Source organism: Curtobacterium sp. ME12 (assembly GCF_903970855.1).
Taxonomy (GTDB): Bacteria; Actinomycetota; Actinomycetes; order Actinomycetales; family Microbacteriaceae; genus Curtobacterium; species Curtobacterium poinsettiae_A.
Genome location: NZ_CAJCKD010000008.1, coordinates 1 through 14,724, shown reverse-complemented (window position 1 = coordinate 14,724; position 14,724 = coordinate 1). Strand labels below are relative to the sequence as shown.

Annotated in this window: 17 protein-coding genes and 1 tRNA gene; 13 read left to right on the top strand and 5 right to left on the bottom strand. The window is 68.7% G+C overall.

All coding sequences use genetic code 11. The annotated features are described in order from the left end of the window. Position 1: 1 nt before the first annotated feature. Positions 2 to 1,054: a GTP 3',8-cyclase MoaA gene (gene moaA / locus H7A73_RS05925; RefSeq protein ID WP_182065096.1), complete on the bottom strand. Its 1,053-nt coding sequence runs from the start codon at positions 1,052 to 1,054 to the stop codon at positions 2 to 4. Positions 1,055 to 1,059: 5 nt separating this feature from the next. After that, positions 1,060 to 2,499, bottom strand: a complete 1,440-nt coding sequence (locus H7A73_RS05920) for a glycosyltransferase 87 family protein (protein WP_182065095.1) — start codon at positions 2,497 to 2,499, stop codon at positions 1,060 to 1,062. A gap of 90 nt (positions 2,500 to 2,589) precedes the next feature. On the opposite strand from H7A73_RS05920, the gene H7A73_RS18040 reads away from it, so the two are divergent. The 4 genes from H7A73_RS18040 to pheA are packed head-to-tail and all read left to right on the top strand — an operon-like array spanning position 2,590 to position 6,015. Beyond that, a complete protein-coding gene (locus H7A73_RS18040) occupies positions 2,590 to 3,969 on the top strand; it encodes a molybdopterin-dependent oxidoreductase (protein WP_259362733.1) in 1,380 nt (459 codons plus the stop codon). Beyond that, on the top strand, positions 3,966 to 4,445 hold the full coding sequence (locus H7A73_RS05910; RefSeq protein ID WP_182065094.1) for a hypothetical protein: 480 nt from the start codon (positions 3,966 to 3,968) through the stop codon (positions 4,443 to 4,445). Before H7A73_RS18040 ends, H7A73_RS05910 begins: the two co-directional genes overlap by 4 nt. Positions 4,446 to 4,473: 28 nt before the next feature. Beyond that, complete coding sequence (locus H7A73_RS05905) at positions 4,474 to 5,019, top strand: MarR family winged helix-turn-helix transcriptional regulator (RefSeq protein WP_182065093.1); 546 nt, start codon at positions 4,474 to 4,476, stop codon at positions 5,017 to 5,019. 39 nt (positions 5,020 to 5,058) lie between these two features. Beyond that, complete coding sequence (gene pheA / locus H7A73_RS05900; protein WP_182065092.1) at positions 5,059 to 6,015, top strand: prephenate dehydratase; 957 nt, start codon at positions 5,059 to 5,061, stop codon at positions 6,013 to 6,015. A 24-nt stretch (positions 6,016 to 6,039) separates the two neighbouring features. On the opposite strand, the gene H7A73_RS05895 is transcribed toward pheA, so the two are convergent. Beyond that, positions 6,040 to 7,110: a diacylglycerol/lipid kinase family protein gene (locus H7A73_RS05895; RefSeq protein WP_182065091.1), complete on the bottom strand. Its 1,071-nt coding sequence runs from the start codon at positions 7,108 to 7,110 to the stop codon at positions 6,040 to 6,042. Positions 7,111 to 7,165: 55 nt separating this feature from the next. On the opposite strand from H7A73_RS05895, the gene serS reads away from it, so the two are divergent. The 3 genes from serS to H7A73_RS05880 all read left to right on the top strand — a co-directional run bounded on the left by serS (position 7,166) and on the right by H7A73_RS05880 (position 9,462). After that, positions 7,166 to 8,431 (top strand): serine--tRNA ligase, encoded by a 1,266-nt coding sequence (serS, locus tag H7A73_RS05890; RefSeq protein WP_182065090.1) that lies wholly within the window; start codon positions 7,166 to 7,168, stop codon positions 8,429 to 8,431. Then, positions 8,428 to 9,291, top strand: coding sequence for an HAD family hydrolase (locus H7A73_RS05885; RefSeq protein ID WP_182065089.1), 864 nt, complete (start codon positions 8,428 to 8,430; stop codon positions 9,289 to 9,291). The genes serS and H7A73_RS05885 overlap by 4 nt, the downstream gene beginning before the upstream one ends. Positions 9,292 to 9,374: 83 nt before the next feature. After that, a tRNA-Ser gene (locus tag H7A73_RS05880) sits at positions 9,375 to 9,462 on the top strand. Positions 9,463 to 9,498: 36 nt separating this feature from the next. Here the strand turns inward: H7A73_RS05880 and H7A73_RS05875 are convergent. Continuing rightward, positions 9,499 to 10,479 carry a tyrosine-type recombinase/integrase gene (locus H7A73_RS05875; protein WP_310648855.1) on the bottom strand — a complete coding sequence of 327 codons (981 nt, stop codon included), beginning with the start codon at positions 10,477 to 10,479 and terminating at the stop codon, positions 9,499 to 9,501. Between the two features lie 137 nt (positions 10,480 to 10,616). Then, a complete protein-coding gene (locus H7A73_RS05870; protein WP_182065087.1) occupies positions 10,617 to 11,174 on the bottom strand; it encodes a helix-turn-helix domain-containing protein in 558 nt (185 codons plus the stop codon). Positions 11,175 to 11,497: 323 nt separating this feature from the next. On the opposite strand from H7A73_RS05870, the gene H7A73_RS18035 reads away from it, so the two are divergent. The 6 genes from H7A73_RS18035 to H7A73_RS05845 all read left to right on the top strand — a co-directional run. Further along, complete coding sequence (locus H7A73_RS18035; RefSeq protein ID WP_259362731.1) at positions 11,498 to 11,629, top strand: hypothetical protein; 132 nt, start codon at positions 11,498 to 11,500, stop codon at positions 11,627 to 11,629. 2 nt (positions 11,630 to 11,631) lie between these two features. Beyond that, positions 11,632 to 12,441: a BRO family protein gene (locus H7A73_RS05865; RefSeq protein ID WP_182065086.1), complete on the top strand. Its 810-nt coding sequence runs from the start codon at positions 11,632 to 11,634 to the stop codon at positions 12,439 to 12,441. A gap of 142 nt (positions 12,442 to 12,583) precedes the next feature. Then, on the top strand, positions 12,584 to 12,937 hold the full coding sequence (locus H7A73_RS05860) for a hypothetical protein (protein ID WP_182065085.1): 354 nt from the start codon (positions 12,584 to 12,586) through the stop codon (positions 12,935 to 12,937). Between the two features lie 387 nt (positions 12,938 to 13,324). Beyond that, positions 13,325 to 13,663 (top strand): hypothetical protein, encoded by a 339-nt coding sequence (locus H7A73_RS05855; RefSeq protein WP_182065084.1) that lies wholly within the window; start codon positions 13,325 to 13,327, stop codon positions 13,661 to 13,663. 50 nt (positions 13,664 to 13,713) lie between these two features. Further along, positions 13,714 to 13,977, top strand: a complete 264-nt coding sequence (locus tag H7A73_RS05850) for a hypothetical protein (RefSeq protein ID WP_182065083.1) — start codon at positions 13,714 to 13,716, stop codon at positions 13,975 to 13,977. A 210-nt stretch (positions 13,978 to 14,187) separates the two neighbouring features. Beyond that, positions 14,188 to 14,724, top strand: a 537-nt coding sequence (locus H7A73_RS05845; protein WP_220456594.1) for a hypothetical protein, incomplete at its 3' end; no start/stop codon positions are given.

Here is a 14,724-nt window from a genome sequence, read left to right as displayed (position 1 = left end):
CTCAGCCGCCGATCGCACTCATGCCGCGCGTCGGGTGCACGAGCTCGTCGCTGTCGTCACCGTGGTCGCGCGGCTTCGCCCACATTGCGAGCCGCCAGAGCTCGGCGACGTGGTCGTCGTCGGCCCCGGAGCGCATCGGCCCGAGCACGTCGGTCTCCTCGTCGGAGAACAGGCAGCTGCGCACGTGCCCGTCGGCGGTCAGCCGGGTCCGGGTGCAGTCGGCGCAGAACGACTCGGTGATGCTCGCGATGATCCCGACGGTGCCGAGCGGCTCCCCGGTGACCGCATCGTGCACGCGGTACCGCTCGGCCGGGGCACCGTCGCGCGGAGCGTCGTCGGGCGTGAGCACGAACGACGTCGCCAGCAGCGCGCGGGTCTCGGCGGCGGTGATCATCGAGGTGCGGTCCCAGGCGTGGTCGGGGTCGAGGGGCATCTGCTCGATGAACCGCAGCTCGTAGCCACGCTCCAGGCACCAGCGGAGGAGCTCCGGGGCGGCCTCGTCGTTGATGCCGCGCAGCAGCACCGCGTTCACCTTGATGTCGAGCCCGGCGTCGTGCGCGGCAGACAGCCCGGCGATGACCTTGTCGAGGAACGGGCGGCGGGTCACGGTGGTGAAGACGTCGGGGTCGACGGTGTCGAGCGACACGTTCACGCGCCGCAGCCCGGCGTCGTACAGGCCCTGGGCGCGGTGGGCCAGGCCGATGGCGTTCGTGGTGAGCGACAGCTCCGGCGCGTCGGGCAGCGCGGCGCACCGGGCGATCACGTCGACCAGGTCGTGCCGGAGCATCGGCTCGCCGCCGGTGAACCGGACCTTGCGGACGCCGAACCGCGACGAGCCGATCCGCACCAGGCGCTCGATCTCGGTCGCCGTCATCAGGGCCTCGTCGGGGGCGAACGGCAGCCCGGCCGCGGGCATGCAGTACGTGCAGCGCAGGTTGCAGCGCTCGGTCAACGAGACCCGCAGGTCGACGGCCCGTCGCCCGAACCGGTCGACGAGCCCGGCGGGAGCCGGATCCACGGAGCCGGTCGTGCCGAGCAGGATCGCGGGTGCCATGGTCGTCAGCGTACGTGTTCCACGCGCCGGAACGACAGCTGTTCCCACCACCGTCGCCACTCCGACCGCTCCGTGCGCAGCAGCGTGACGAGCACGATGACCGCCACGGCCGCGAGCAACCACCACCGGTAGGCGTCCGCCGACGGCCACACCCCGCGCAGTGCGATGGCGAGGCCGATCGACAGCCATTCCCAGCGCCCGGACAGCACCACGAACGGGATGAGCAGCAGCGCGTACCAGGGGTAGCGCGGCGTCACGGCGAGGAACGTCACGCCGATCATCAGGACCTCGCCCGACCACGGCCGCGCCGGGTCGGACAGCCGCCACGCCACGAACGCCGCCAGCAGCACCAGGAGCCCCACCACCAGGGTCGCCGCGTCGCCCTTGACCACGAGCGACACCAGTGCGAACCGGGAGCCGTCCTCGTAGCCCTCCTCGCTCAGGTAGCCGGGCAGGTACCCGAGCACGTCGAGCCCGGTCGTCAGCACGTAGGGCACGTAGAGCAACCCGAACACCGCGATGCCGATCGGGATCGCCCACCAGGCCCGACCGCGGCCGAGCAACGGCGGGTACACGATCGCCGGGATGAGCTTCGTCGCGGTCGCGGCCCCGAGCGCGATGCCGCCCCAGATCGGCCGGCCGAACGCGACGAGCACGACACCGGCCGTGGCGAGTGCGGCGCCGACGACGTCGACGTGCGAGTTGGTGACCGCCTCGGAGGCGACGAGCGGCGACCAGGCCCAGAGCGCCGCCCACCAGGTCGGACGGCCGATCCGACGGAGCACCAGGACGAGTCCGACGGACACGCCGAGCGACACGAGCAGTCCGGCGACCTGGAACGGCAGGTACTGCGCGGTCGCGGGCACGAAGAACCGCACCGCGGCGAACCACAGCTGCGCCATCGGCGGGTAGATCGTCGTGACGTCCGGCCGGTTGATCGCGGTGCAGTGCCCGTCGGCGCCGTCGCCGAGCCCGCGGAACCGGGGCTTCAGCGGATCGCACGTGCCGTCCACCTTGTCGGGGAACAACCAGTCGGGTCGCAGACCGGACAGTGCCGCGGACTGGGGGGTGTGCGCGTACGGTGAGACACCGGCATGCTGGACGATGCCGTCCCACGCGTACCGAGCGGAGTCGGTGCTCGTGTTCGGCGGGCCGACCAGCGCGGCGATGCCGATCACCACCGCTCCGCCGATGACCACGGTGGTCATCCACCGGACGGGCACGAAGCGCACCCCGAGCACGGCGATGACGAAGACGGTCCAAGCGATCAGCGTCCACGCAACGAATGCAGAACGATGGCCCGATCGGAGGAACCCCAGATGCGTGACGCCGACGGCGATGACGCCCGACAGGGCGAGTACTCCCACGACGGCCAGCACCGTGCCGATCCGGGCGGCGGTGCCGTCGGCCAGGGACGGTCGGAGGGCACGCAGTCGGTCGCTCATGGTGGGTCGAGGCTATCCGGCCTCCAGCGCCTGCTGCACGACGGACGAGCAGCTCTGGCGTCCCCCAACCGCAACGCCCGCTCGGCGGTGGTGCTCGGGCGTCTGCTCGGCATCGCGTTCCTGATCTGCTTCGGCACCGGGATCTACAGCCACCTGCTGCAGGAACCGCTCGGCTGGATGCGGTTCCCGACCCGTCCGACGCAGCTGTACCAGTTCACGCAGGGCCTGCACATCACGACCGGGATCGCGATCATCCCGCTGCTGCTCGCCAAGCTCAACACCGTCATGCCCGCCCTGGTGCAGGTGCCGCCGGTGCGTGGCGTGCTGCACCTGCTCGAGCGGCTGTCGATCGCGGTGCTGGTGTCCGCGTCGATCATCCAGGTCGTCACCGGCCTGCTCAACACGTACCAGTGGTACCCGTGGCCGTTCCCGTTCCGCCAGGTGCACAACGCGATGGCCTACGTGATCATCGGGTCGCTGGCCATCCACATCGCCGCCAAGCTGCCGGTCATCGCCCGCTACTGGCGGAAGCGCGACTCCTACGACGTGCACGGCCGGTTCATCGCGGACCCCGCGTCCGGCAGTGAGCTGCTCCCACCCGGCCTGGAGGCGCATCCCGCGTCCGCCCCGCACGCTGCGGTCGCCGAGACCACCGGGTCCACCGCCCCCGGCCTGCTGGGCCGCGTGTTCCGCTGGATCGACGGCGTCGACGCCGCCCCCGGCGGCGCCGAGCCCCGTCCCACCGGACCGGACACGGCCCCGGAGACCCGCGAGGGGTCCGAGGAGCCGAGTCCCGCCCAGCCGACGGCCGACGTGCCGGAGGCGAGCCGGGCCTCCCGGCCGACGCCGGAAGCAGCCACCGGACGACGCCAGCGCATCGCCCGACGCGGGTTCTTCGCCGGCGTGACGGCGGCGACCGTCGGTGTCGTCGCGCTCACGGCGGGGCAGTCCTCGAAGCTCGCGGAACCGTTCAACGTGTTCGGCGCCCGCGGCCGGGGCATCGGGGCGAACGGGCTGCCGGTGAACCGGACCGCGCGTGCGGCCGGTGTGCTCGCCAGCGCGACCGCCGCCGACTGGACGCTCACCGTCGTCGGCCACGACGTGAGCCGGACGTTCGTCCGGGCGGAACTCGTCGCGCTCGGCACCGCGCAGGTCGACCTGCCGATCTCGTGCGTCGAGGGGTGGAGTCAGATGGCGACCTGGAAGGGCGTGCGGATGCGCGACCTGCTCGACGCCGTGCAGGCGCCGCAGGGGTCGCACGTGCGCGTGACGAGCCTGGAGCGGCACGGCGGCTACCGGATCATGGACATGGGACCGGAGTACGCCGAGGATCCGACGACGCTCGTCGCCCTCGAGCTGAACGGTGCGACGCTCGACCTGGACCACGGGTTCCCGGCGCGGATCATCGCTCCGGGACGGCCCGGTGTGCTGCAGACCAAGTGGATCGAGAAGATCGAGGTGCTCCGGTGAAGGCCGCGCGGATCGTGCTCGTGGTGATCGGCGTGCTGGTCATCGCGTTCGGGGCGTACGTGCTCGTGACGTCCGTCACGCCGAACCGCATCGGCGGGCTCGGGGTGTGGCTGCTCGCGGCGGTGGTGCTGCACGACGCGGTCCTGTCCCCGTTCGTGGTCGGTGCCGGGCTGCTGCTGCGTCGGGCCGGACGCTCGCTCCGGGCCTGGGTGCTCGTCGTCGTGCAGGCGGCGATCGTCCTCGGCAGCGTGCTCGCCCTGGTGGTCCTGCCGGAGATCGCGGCCAAGGACCACGGGCAGAAGAACCCCACCGTGCTGCCGTTCGACTACGGCACGCGGCTGCTGCTCGTCGAGGGGGCGCTGCTCGTCGTCGTGGTGGTGGTGCTCGTGGTCGGGGCGGTGCGGTCGCGTCGGACCGGCGGTTCGTCCGGTCCGGCGGGTCCGGCTGGTTCGTCCGCGGTACGCACCACTGGTTGAAGGGACAACCTTTCGGTATGATCAGCTCATGACCGACGAGACCCCGTGGCTCACCCGCGAGCAGCTGCGCGCGTGGATGAAGCTCGTCGCCGTCATGGAACTCCTGCCGGCCGCGCTCGACCAGCAGCTGCAGCGTGACGCCGACCTGACGCACTTCGACTACATGGTCATCGCGATGCTCTCCGAGACCGACACCCGGACCCTGCGGATGTCGGCGCTCGCCTCGGCCACGAACGCCTCGTTGCCGCGGCTGTCGCACGTGGTGTCCCGCCTCGAGAAGCGCGGGCTCGTGACCCGGTGCCCGTCGACCTCCGACCGCCGGGCCACCGACGTCCGCCTGACCGACGCCGGGTACACCACCATCGTCGAGGCCGCTCCGGACCACGTCCGCACCGCCCGCCGGGTGGTGATCGACGCGCTCTCCGACGAACAGGTCGCGCAGCTCGACGGCATCGCCGCGTCGCTCCTGACCCGGCTCGACCCCGAGGGCCGGTTCGCGGCGCTGACGTACCCGCGCGAGGACGACGACACCGCGATCTGCGAGCAGCGGCTGACGGGTGCGGCGACGGACTGAGGCTGCCTGGCCGTCGCGTCCCTGCAATAGGCTCGCCGCATGACCGACCCCGCCGCGCCGTCCGACACGTACTCCTACCTCGGACCCGCCGGCACCTTCACCGAGGCGGCCCTGAAACTCGTCGAGGCCGCCGCCGGTAAGCCCTGGCGGAGCGTCAACAACGTCGGTGAGGCCCTGGACGACGTCGTGTCCGGCCGGTCGATCGGGGCAGTCATCGCGATCGAGAACAGCGTCGACGGCGGGGTCAGCGCCACGCAGGACGCCCTGGCCCGGATCCCCGGCGTGCGGATCGTGGGGGAGTACCTGGTCCCCGTCGACTTCGTGCTCGTCGCCCGGCCCGGCACCACGCTCGCCGACGTCCGCACCGTGAACGCACACCCGGTCGCCTACGCGCAGACCCACAACTGGCTCGAGGCGAACCTGCCCGGCCACGGCCACATCCCGGCGTCGTCGAACGTCGCCGCGGCGCTCGCCCTGCTCGAGGCGGACCCCACGGCCGACGCCGCCGTCGCACCGCCCGGCATCACCGACCACCACGACGTCGTCGTGCTCGCGTCGTCCATCGGCGACAACGCCTCGGCGGTCACCCGGTTCGTGCTCGTGTCGAAGACCCTCGCCCTGCCCGAGCCCACCGGTGCCGACAAGACGAGCGTCATCGTCGAGCTGCCCGCCGACCACCCCGGCGCCCTGGTCGACATGCTCGAGCAGTTCGCGACGCGGGGCATCAACATGGGGCTGCTGTCGTCACGGCCGATCGGTGACGAGCTCGGTCGTTACCGGTTCGTCATCGACCTCGACGGGCACGTGCGGGACGAGCGCGTCGCGGACGCGCTGCTCGGCCTGCGCCGTTTCAGCCCGCGCGTGACGTTCCTCGGGTCGTACCCGCGCGCCGACGGAGCCCGCCCCGAGGTGCCTGCGCGCTACTCGGACGCCGCGTTCGTCGAGGCGCGCGACTGGCTGCGCGCGATCGTGTCCGGCGAGCCCGGGGCTCGGTAGCGGCGGAACCGCACCCGGCTCAGCTCAGGGCACCTGGCGCGAGCCGTGGCGGTCGTCCGCCGGGTCGGGCACCCGCACGGACAGCCCCATCGGGTCGATGCGCGACCGGAAGGCGATGACCTCGCCCACCGGGTCGCCGTCGATCTCGAACTCGTCGGGCCGCTCGAGCCGCGCCGTGAACTCCTGCCCGCGCAGGTAGCGCAGGGGTCGTTCCTCGCGCGACTTCGAGACGATCTTCTTGCCGACGGCGGTCTTGGACAGGTTCGACCGGCGGAACGCCCGCAGGATCCCGTTCTCCCAGAACACCCGGGCTCCGATCCGCACCCAGCCGAAGAACCCGCGGGGACGCATCACGGCGATGTCGAACACACCGTCGTCGATCTCGGCGTCGGGCAGCAGGATCGCGCCGGCCTGCAGCATGCCGCAGTTGCCGACGATCAGGGAGTGCGCCCGGAGCGAGCGGTTGCCGTCGTCGTCCAGCTGGTAGCGGAACTCGAAGGCGTTCGCGTCGCGCACGGAGCGGAACAGCGAGTCGACGTAGGCGAGCCAGCCGACCTTCTTCTTCAGCTCGGGACGGGTGTTCACGAGCATCCGGGCGTCGAGACCCAGGCCCGCCATCACCAGGAAGCCGAAACGCTCGCGCTCGCCGCCGGGGCGCTCGATCTTGAGCATCCCGAAGTCGATCTTCCGGTCGTCGCCGTGGAAGATCGTCCGGACGCTCGCGGCAAGGTCGTCGAGGGGGAGCTTCATGTTGCGCGCGAGCAGGTTGCCGGTGCCGCTCGGCAGCAGCGCCAGGGTCGAACCGGCCTCGTGCACGACCTCGGCGACCGCACGGACCGTGCCGTCACCGCCGGCCGCCGCGATGACGTCGGCACCGGCTTCGATCGCTTCGCGGGCCATGCCGCCGCCCGGGTCCTCTTCGCTCGTCTCGAACCACAGGGTCTCGGCCCAGCCGGCCTCCTGCTGGTGCTGCTCGACGGTGGACTTGAGGGTCGGCAGGTGGACCTTGACCGGGTTGTAGACCACCGCGGCCGTCCGTTGCTCGGTGGGGAGGGCGTCCTGATCCGCGGGCGCGGTCTCCGAAGGGGTCGACATGCGTCCACGCTACCGATCGAGGCTGCGTGCGCTCGCCCCGTCTAGGATGTGGCGAGTGATCGATCCACAGCTGCTTCGCGACAACCCGGACGTCATCAAGGCTTCACAGCGGGCACGGGGTGCCTCCGAGGCCGTCGTCGACGAAGCCGTCGCCGCCGATTCCGCCCGCCGCAGTGCGATCACCTCGTTCGAGTCGCTCCGCGCCGAGCAGAACGCGTTCGGCAAGACCGTCGCCAAGGCCCCGAAGGACGAGAAGGCCGCGCTCGTGCAGCAGGCCCAGGCCCTGGCCGCCAAGGTGAAGGAAGCGCAGGCCACCGTCACCGCGGCCGAGGACGCCTTCAACTCCGTCGTCCGCGGCATCCCGAACGTCGTGCTCCCCGGGGTGCCCGAGGGCGGCGAGGACGACTTCGTCACGCTCCGCACCGTGGGCACCAAGCCCGAGTTCGACTTCGAGCCGAAGGACCACGCCGACCTCGGCGAGCACCTCGGCATCATCGACATCCCGCGTGGTGTGAAGGTCTCCGGCTCGCGCTTCTACTTCCTGCGCGGCATGGGCGCCCGGCTCGAGATCGCGCTGATGTCGCTCGGCCTCGACCGTGCGATCGCCGCCGGCTTCGAGCCGCTCATCACCCCGACGCTCGTGCGCCCCGAGACGATGGCCGGCACCGGGTTCCTCGGTGAGCACGCGGCCGAGGTCTACCGGCTCGAAGCCGACGACCTGTACCTGACCGGCACGAGCGAGGTCGCCCTCGCCGGGTTCCACGCCGACGAGATCCTGCCGCTCGAGGAAGGACAGGCCCACCGCTACGCCGGCTGGTCGACCTGCTACCGGCGCGAGGCCGGTTCGGCGGGCAAGGACAACCGCGGCATCCTCCGCGTCCACCAGTTCAACAAGCTCGAGATGTTCGCCTACGTCCACCCGGACCAGGCCGAGGCCGAGCACGAGCGGCTCGTCGCGCACCAGGAGCAGATGCTCCAGGACCTCGGGCTGCACTACCGCGTGATCGACGTCGCCGCCGGCGACCTCGGCACGAGCGCGGCGAAGAAGTACGACATCGAGGCCTGGGTCCCGACCCAGGGCACGTTCCGCGAGCTCACCTCGACGTCGAACTGCACGACGTTCCAGGCACGCCGCCTCGACATCCGGTACCGCACCGAGAGCGGCAAGACCGCCCCGGTCGCCACCCTGAACGGCACCCTCGCCACCACCCGCTGGATCGTCGCGATCCTCGAGACGCACCAGCAGGCCGACGGCTCCGTCGTCGTGCCCGAGGTCCTGCGCCCCTACCTCGGTGGCGTCGAGGTGATCGAGCCCCGATGAGCACCCAGGGACGCTTCGTGGACGGCACCCGACAGGGCGCGGGCACCGACGCGCCCGCCCGCACCAAGCGCTGGCTCGTCGCGCTCGACATCGACGGCACCACCATGCGCGAGGACGGTGTCATCACCGAAGCGGTGGTCGCCGCCGTGCGCGATGCCGAGGCCGCCGGGCACGAGGTCATGCTCTCGACCGGCCGCAGCGAGGGCATGACCGTGCCCCTGCTCGAGACCCTCGGCATCCGGCCGAAGTACCTGGTCTGCGCCAACGGAGCGCTCATCCTGGCCCGCCGCGCCGACGGCTCCTACGTGCGCGAACACGTCGAGCGGTTCGACCCGTCCGAGGTGCTGCAGACCATCCACGGCGCGCTCGAGAACGCCGCCTTCGGCGTCGAGGACGAGACCGGTCACTTCCTGCTGTCCGGCAACTTCCCCGACGACACCATGACCGTCGAGGGCGAGCACGTGCCGTTCGAGCAGCTGCTCGGCGTCGAGGCCACCCGCGTCGTCGTCATCTCGCCCGGCCACGACACCGAGGACTTCCTGCAGATCGTCGAGCAGATGGGTCTGCACAAGGTCTCGTACTCCGTCGGCTGGACGTCGTGGCTCGACATCGCGCCGGAGGGCGTGACGAAGGCCACCGCGATGGAGCGCGTCCGCGAGTGGCTCGACATCCCGCGTTCCCGCGTCTTCGCCGCGGGCGACGGTCGCAACGACATCGACATGCTCCGCTGGGCCTCGACCTCCGGTCGCGGCGTCGTCATGGGCCAGGCCCCCGACGACGTCGTCGACGCCGGCAACGAGCTCACCGGCGGCATCACCGACGACGGCCTGGCAGCGGCACTCGACTCCCTGCCCCGCTAGTCCGCGCTCGCGCGCACCCCAGCCTGGAGGCCCGGGTAGACTTCCCGGGACGCGATCACGTCTCGCCACGTGGTCGCGTCACTGGAGGGTTGTCCGAGCGGCCGATGGAGCCTGTCTTGAAAACAGGTGGGCAGAGATGTCTCGTGGGTTCGAATCCCACACCCTCCGCCACTACCGAGGTCCGTAGATCCGCAGCAACACGCGGATCTAGCGGGCCTCGTCTTCATTCCGGGCGGCCTCTGCCCACATCTTGCCCACAACCGTCTGCGCGAGCCCGTCATCGAGGCGGCCCGCAACGACGTCCAGGTCGTCTTCGAACAGCTCGGCGTACACGTCGAGTGTCATCGCTGCGGAGGCGTGGCCGAGCATCCGCTGCACGGCCTTCACCTTCGCGCCGGCGCTGACCGCGAGGCTCGCGGCTGTGTGCCGAAGTCCGTGCGGTGTCGTCGACGGGATGCCCGCCTTCCTCACCGCGGCCGGGAACCACCCGTGGTCGTTGTGCCAGCGACGCTCGTGGGTTCCGTGCTTCGTGGCGAACACGAGGTCGTCGTCTCCCTTCCCCGAGCAGCGCTCGCGCAGGGCTGCCGCCAGCAGTGCCGGGAAGGGCACAGACCGCCGCTTGTGCGTCTTCGGCGTCCCGACCGTGATGACGTTCGCGATCTCGACCGCGTTCACCGTCACGTTCAGCCGCCGGCGCGCGAAGTCCACGTCCTTCACCCTGAGTCCGACGGCCTCTCCCCACCGAAGGCACGTGTATGCCAGCACCAGGACAAGCGTCGACCGGTCGCCTGCAGCGAGCGCGAGGTCAGACACCTGCTCATGCGTCAGGTAGACGTGCTCCTTGCGCTTCTTCCGCGGAAGATTCACGTCACGCGCAGGGTTGCTCAGGATGCGCCGATCCTTCACCGCGGTGTCCAGGATGCTCGCGAGTACCCCGTAGTTCCGGATCACCGTTGTTGCGCTCGCTGACTTCATCGACGTCACCCAGGTCTGCACCGCGCTGTGCTTCACCTCGGACACCTTTTTTGCGCCCCAAACCGGCTCGACGTGGAGTCGCCAGGCGATCTCGAGGGGACGGAACGACGACGGCTTGAGGTGTGTCTGGTTCGCCAGCCAGACCGGGCCGAGTGCGCCGATCGTTTCCCGGGCGTCCTCCGGCCGGACGAACTCGCCGCGGGCCTTCGACACCTCGACTGAGGCGAGGAACAGCCCGGCGTCGCGCTTGGTCGTGAACCCGCGCTTGTCGGTCTGCATTCGGTCGGGCGTGCGGTAGCGGACTCGGTACCGGCGGCCGGCCTTCGTTGTGTACGGCTCGACGGAACCCATCAGTCAAGTGGTCCGCGTTCGGCGACGTCGACCCCGAGGTCGAGGAGTTCCTGGCGGCTGGCAGCTAGCTCGCGCTCATTCTCTGCGTATCGAGCCGGGTCGGAGTTCTTCTGTTCATCGGTGCGGCGACTGTCAAGGTATGCCCGGCGCCGATCGGACTGGTACCTGCTAAGCGCCTTCAGGATGGCGAGAACGAGTGTGCGTCCGGGCCCCGCGGGCTTAAGGCGCTCGTTGAATCCTGGACGCTCGAGGAACCAGTCGATCAGCGTCGCGGCTGTCATCGACTGGGTAACCGAATCCCCCTTGACAACCTGTACGTGTCGGAACGGCTCGTGAATCGGGAGTGCAAGAGCGACCGGTGGGATGTCGAGGACCCAAGCGAGGGCAAGGAGCTGGTCAACGGTGATGTCCGATTTGCGCCCCGACTCAATGTTCGCGATGACGGATCGCGAGAGCTCGCCGCCAAGGCGCTCGCTGACGTCCTGAGCGCTGAGGCCAGCCATCTTGCGGTAGCGGGCAAGGCGGTCACCGAGGCCGGTGCTAGGGCGCGAAGTCATGATCGACACACTAACCAAGTCCACGACACGCTGACGACCTCAGCGTCGGGACTTGTTTTTCTGCGCACATTACTGTGTACTGAAAACACAAGTTGCGCAGTCACCACACAAGGAGTCGTCATGGAAGTCCTTCTCGCTCCGAAGGCGGTAGGCGAGATCGCTGGAGTCAGCGAGCAGGCCCTCGCGCAGATGCGGTATCGAGGTACTGGTCCTGTCTACCGCCAGCTCAGCGCTCAAACAATCCGCTACCGAGAGGCAGACGTACAGGCATGGATCGAGGCGTCTGCGCGGACGCAGACTGGCACGCTTCAGGAGGTCTCCTGATGAGTGACTCGTTCGGCACGGTCATGTGTGGCACGAGCCTCGACGGATCCTCTGGTGCTGCGTCCGAGGAGCCGGACCTCGACGGGTTCACCGATTGGCTTGCAGCAGGCAAGCCCGAGGCGGGGGAGTAGCCATGAGCACCCTCGGAATCTTCCGCCACGGTGACGCTGACCTGCGCGCCGGCATCGGCGAGAACGGCGAACCCTGGTTCGCCGCTGCGGACGTCGCCCGTTTCCTCGGACACCGCGACGCGAGCAACATGGTCCGCTCGCTCGACGCCGACGAGAGGGGTACTCATCAGACGAGTACCCCTGGCGGGACCCAAGCGATAACTACGGTCACCGAGTCCGGCTTCTACCAGGCCGTGATGCAGCGACAGACCGGCCGCATGGACGAGCAGCAGGCTGCCGCAATCAAGCAGTTCCAGCGCTGGGTCACGCACGATGTCCTCCCGGCGATCCGCCGCACCGGCACCTACACAGTGCAGCCGACACCCCCGCAGTCGTACGCCGAAGCTCTCCGCGAACTCGCCAGCACCGTCGAGCAGAACGCTGCGCTCGAAGCGAAGGTCGCGGAGGACGCCCCGAAAGTCGGATACGTCGACACCTACGTCGCGTCCGAGGACCTCCGACTCCTTCGGAACGTCGCGAAGTCCATTGGAGCCGCCGAGAGCGCGCTTCGGGATGCGCTCATCGATCACAGGTGGATCTACGCCGAGCACACGGATCGATGGTCTGAGAGCAAGCGGGCGAAGGAAATGACCACCAGGTACTCCGCGTTCGCTGCGAAGAGGGACTACTTCCGTCCGGTCCCGGTCCATGACGCTCCCCGTTTCAAGAGTGAGGTCATGCACACGCTGAAGGTGACCCCGAAGGGAGCCGCCGCCATCGCTCGCGTGGCGCCCTCTTGGGGACTGGTGCCGATGGAACTGGCTGTCGCGTGATGTCCACGCTTGACGGGGATGTGACGAGTCCTTGCCCTGAAACCTGCGCCAGATCATCGGCGTCAAGAAGAAAGCCTCCGACCAGAGCTGCAACTCAGTCGGAGGCGACGATCCCAACCCCTACAAGGAAGTGAAGACCGAAATGAAGCTTACGTCCGCCAAGAGACTAGCAACGGGTCCCGACAACGAGGAACTCGCCAGTTCGGGGACCAGGAGCGTGCTCGTCCCCTGCGACGAGCCCGACTGCGCCTACGTCAACCACGGCCACTGGGCCGACCGCCAAGACCCGCTGTTCATGCACCACTACGTTGCCGTGACCGACCCGAAGTTTCGGGTCGCAGTCGGGCGGCTCTCGTGCTCGAACACGTGGGAGGACTCGGTCGAGGTCTGGGACGAGAACTCGACGCCGGACGAGGTGAGGCGCTTCGCCCGAACCCTGACCATCTGCGGTGACATCACCGACACCCTGAACGCCGAGCGGACGGTGACCGACTGATGAGCGACATCACGAAACCTGTCCGCGGGTTCGTAAATCGTGCGGGCCCCATCGAGGGATTCGAGTTGCCGTGTCTGGTTGCGTACGCCGACGATCGCCCAGACCTCTTCGCGGTAGATGGCGGTCGTGCCGATGGGGAACAGCATCGTTGCCTCCATGTGTGCCATGTACGCCAAGTGGTCGACCGCTCACGGCTAATTTCCGCGCGCCACAGCGGGTTACTCAGGGTCACGGTCTTGAGGGGGTACCTCGTGCTCGCGCCGCGTTCGTTGGGTCGCTGTGCGGCCGGTGTCGCCCTGACGTGACAGGTCGGGGCCGGCGGCTAGGTGCGGTGCTGGTACGTGTCGGCGGGCACGAGGAAGTGTTGGGGGTGACTACGCTCGGCTCATGCAGAGCAGCATCACAGTCAATGGCGTCGAAATGTCGATGCGGGGAAGCCAAGCCTTGATGCTTGGGGCAGTCATCGAGCGCATCGTCGAATCAGGCGATGTACGTCAGCTTCGTGTCAGCGGTACCGATGCGTCCGGTTCGTCCTTCACTACCGCGCACCTGATCACTCCGGCGAGCTCGTACGTCATCCACCTTGTTCACGGCGAGCAGGAGTTCGGCGACACCGAATTCTTTGAACGGCTGAAAGACAACACTGGGGCCCTCGCCGTGGAGTACGGGCTGATGGACGCGCCGAGTTCGGAGGATCCGGGGGATTCGCACGAGTCAACCTCCTAATTTGTCCGGTGCAGACCCGCGCGCTCTAAGGGGCAGGTAGCTTCGTTCGCATGGCTTTCGAATCAACGACGATCCAGCAGATCCACCAGCACATCCTCGAGCTCAGCGCACTCATCACTCAGCAGTCAGACGCGTTCAAACCTCTGCTGCAGCCCCTGTCCGTGAGCGGGACACCAGAGGCCTCGGCGGTGCTGAGCCTGCAGTCCTTCAGCATGGGCCTCGCATCCCACGTTCTCGATCTCGAGAAGGCGCTTATTCAGTGGATGGCCGATGAATCGACGCTGCGCGCGCTTGATGCGAAGGATGGGCAGTGACCCGCTCAGGCTGAGCCGCGGGCAAGCGGCCGGCGATTCGACCGGCCGCTCGCCTTCACGACGCTTTGTTGTCGCGGACATGCTCCGCGGGTGGGTCACCACCACCATGTCGCCGGAGCCAACCGAAGTGGCTCCGACAGCCCCATCACCCCCAAATGAGGGTCGCTCGTTTCCGGTACTGTGTCTCCGGAAAAAGGAGGGGCATCTCAAATGGGGAAGCACAAATATTTCACGCGCCGAGACTTCGCTGCCCGCGTCAAGAAGTTCGGCCAGGCGAGCCCTGAAGAACGAACCGATGCACTCGCGATGTGGCGTGCGCGTGCGACGACAACGGGCGCATGGCTGGCGCCGACGGTCTCCGCCGCAGTCGCCGGCATGACTTCACTGATCGCGATCGGCTTCAGCATCGTGATCGCGACGTCGAACTCAAGCATCGGGTTCTCGCAGTACTGGCTGAAAAAGTCAGACGAGTTCACTGCCGCTGGGCAAACGCAGCGAGGAGAGGTTACGAAGCAGCTTGCCTCAGACATGGTCGACCGTGCGTTCGATTCGGCTTTCAACGCGTTCGCGCTGGTGGGAACCACCCTCATTGCGTTCGTCGTGTTGATGATCGTCATCGTGGCAGTCCAGTCGTGGCAGCAGGGGATTGCAGTGGCCTACCGCGATGCGTTCGAGGACGTCGTGAAAGAGTCGAAGGAGAAGGAGAAGGAGAAGGAGAAGGAGAAGGAGAAGGAGAAGGAGAAGGAG

What these genes read in the sequence shown, in the direction of transcription:
- H7A73_RS05850 (WP_182065083.1), top strand. Translation starts at nt 13,714, where the DNA reads ATGGCTTTCGAATCAACGACGATCCAGCAGATCCACCAGCACATCCTC.
- H7A73_RS05870 (WP_182065087.1), bottom strand. Translation starts at nt 11,174, where the DNA reads ATGACTTCGCGCCCTAGCACCGGCCTCGGTGACCGCCTTGCCCGCTAC.
- H7A73_RS05855 (WP_182065084.1), top strand. Translation starts at nt 13,325, where the DNA reads ATGCAGAGCAGCATCACAGTCAATGGCGTCGAAATGTCGATGCGGGGA.
- H7A73_RS18035 (WP_259362731.1), top strand. Translation starts at nt 11,498, where the DNA reads ATGAGTGACTCGTTCGGCACGGTCATGTGTGGCACGAGCCTCGACGGA.
- pheA (WP_182065092.1), top strand. Translation starts at nt 5,059, where the DNA reads ATGACCGACCCCGCCGCGCCGTCCGACACGTACTCCTACCTCGGACCC.
- H7A73_RS05860 (WP_182065085.1), top strand. Translation starts at nt 12,584, where the DNA reads ATGAAGCTTACGTCCGCCAAGAGACTAGCAACGGGTCCCGACAACGAG.
- H7A73_RS05920 (WP_182065095.1), bottom strand. Translation starts at nt 2,499, where the DNA reads ATGAGCGACCGACTGCGTGCCCTCCGACCGTCCCTGGCCGACGGCACC.
- H7A73_RS05895 (WP_182065091.1), bottom strand. Translation starts at nt 7,110, where the DNA reads ATGTCGACCCCTTCGGAGACCGCGCCCGCGGATCAGGACGCCCTCCCC.
- H7A73_RS05865 (WP_182065086.1), top strand. Translation starts at nt 11,632, where the DNA reads ATGAGCACCCTCGGAATCTTCCGCCACGGTGACGCTGACCTGCGCGCC.
- H7A73_RS05905 (WP_182065093.1), top strand. Translation starts at nt 4,474, where the DNA reads ATGACCGACGAGACCCCGTGGCTCACCCGCGAGCAGCTGCGCGCGTGG.
- H7A73_RS05885 (WP_182065089.1), top strand. Translation starts at nt 8,428, where the DNA reads ATGAGCACCCAGGGACGCTTCGTGGACGGCACCCGACAGGGCGCGGGC.
- moaA (WP_182065096.1), bottom strand. Translation starts at nt 1,054, where the DNA reads ATGGCACCCGCGATCCTGCTCGGCACGACCGGCTCCGTGGATCCGGCT.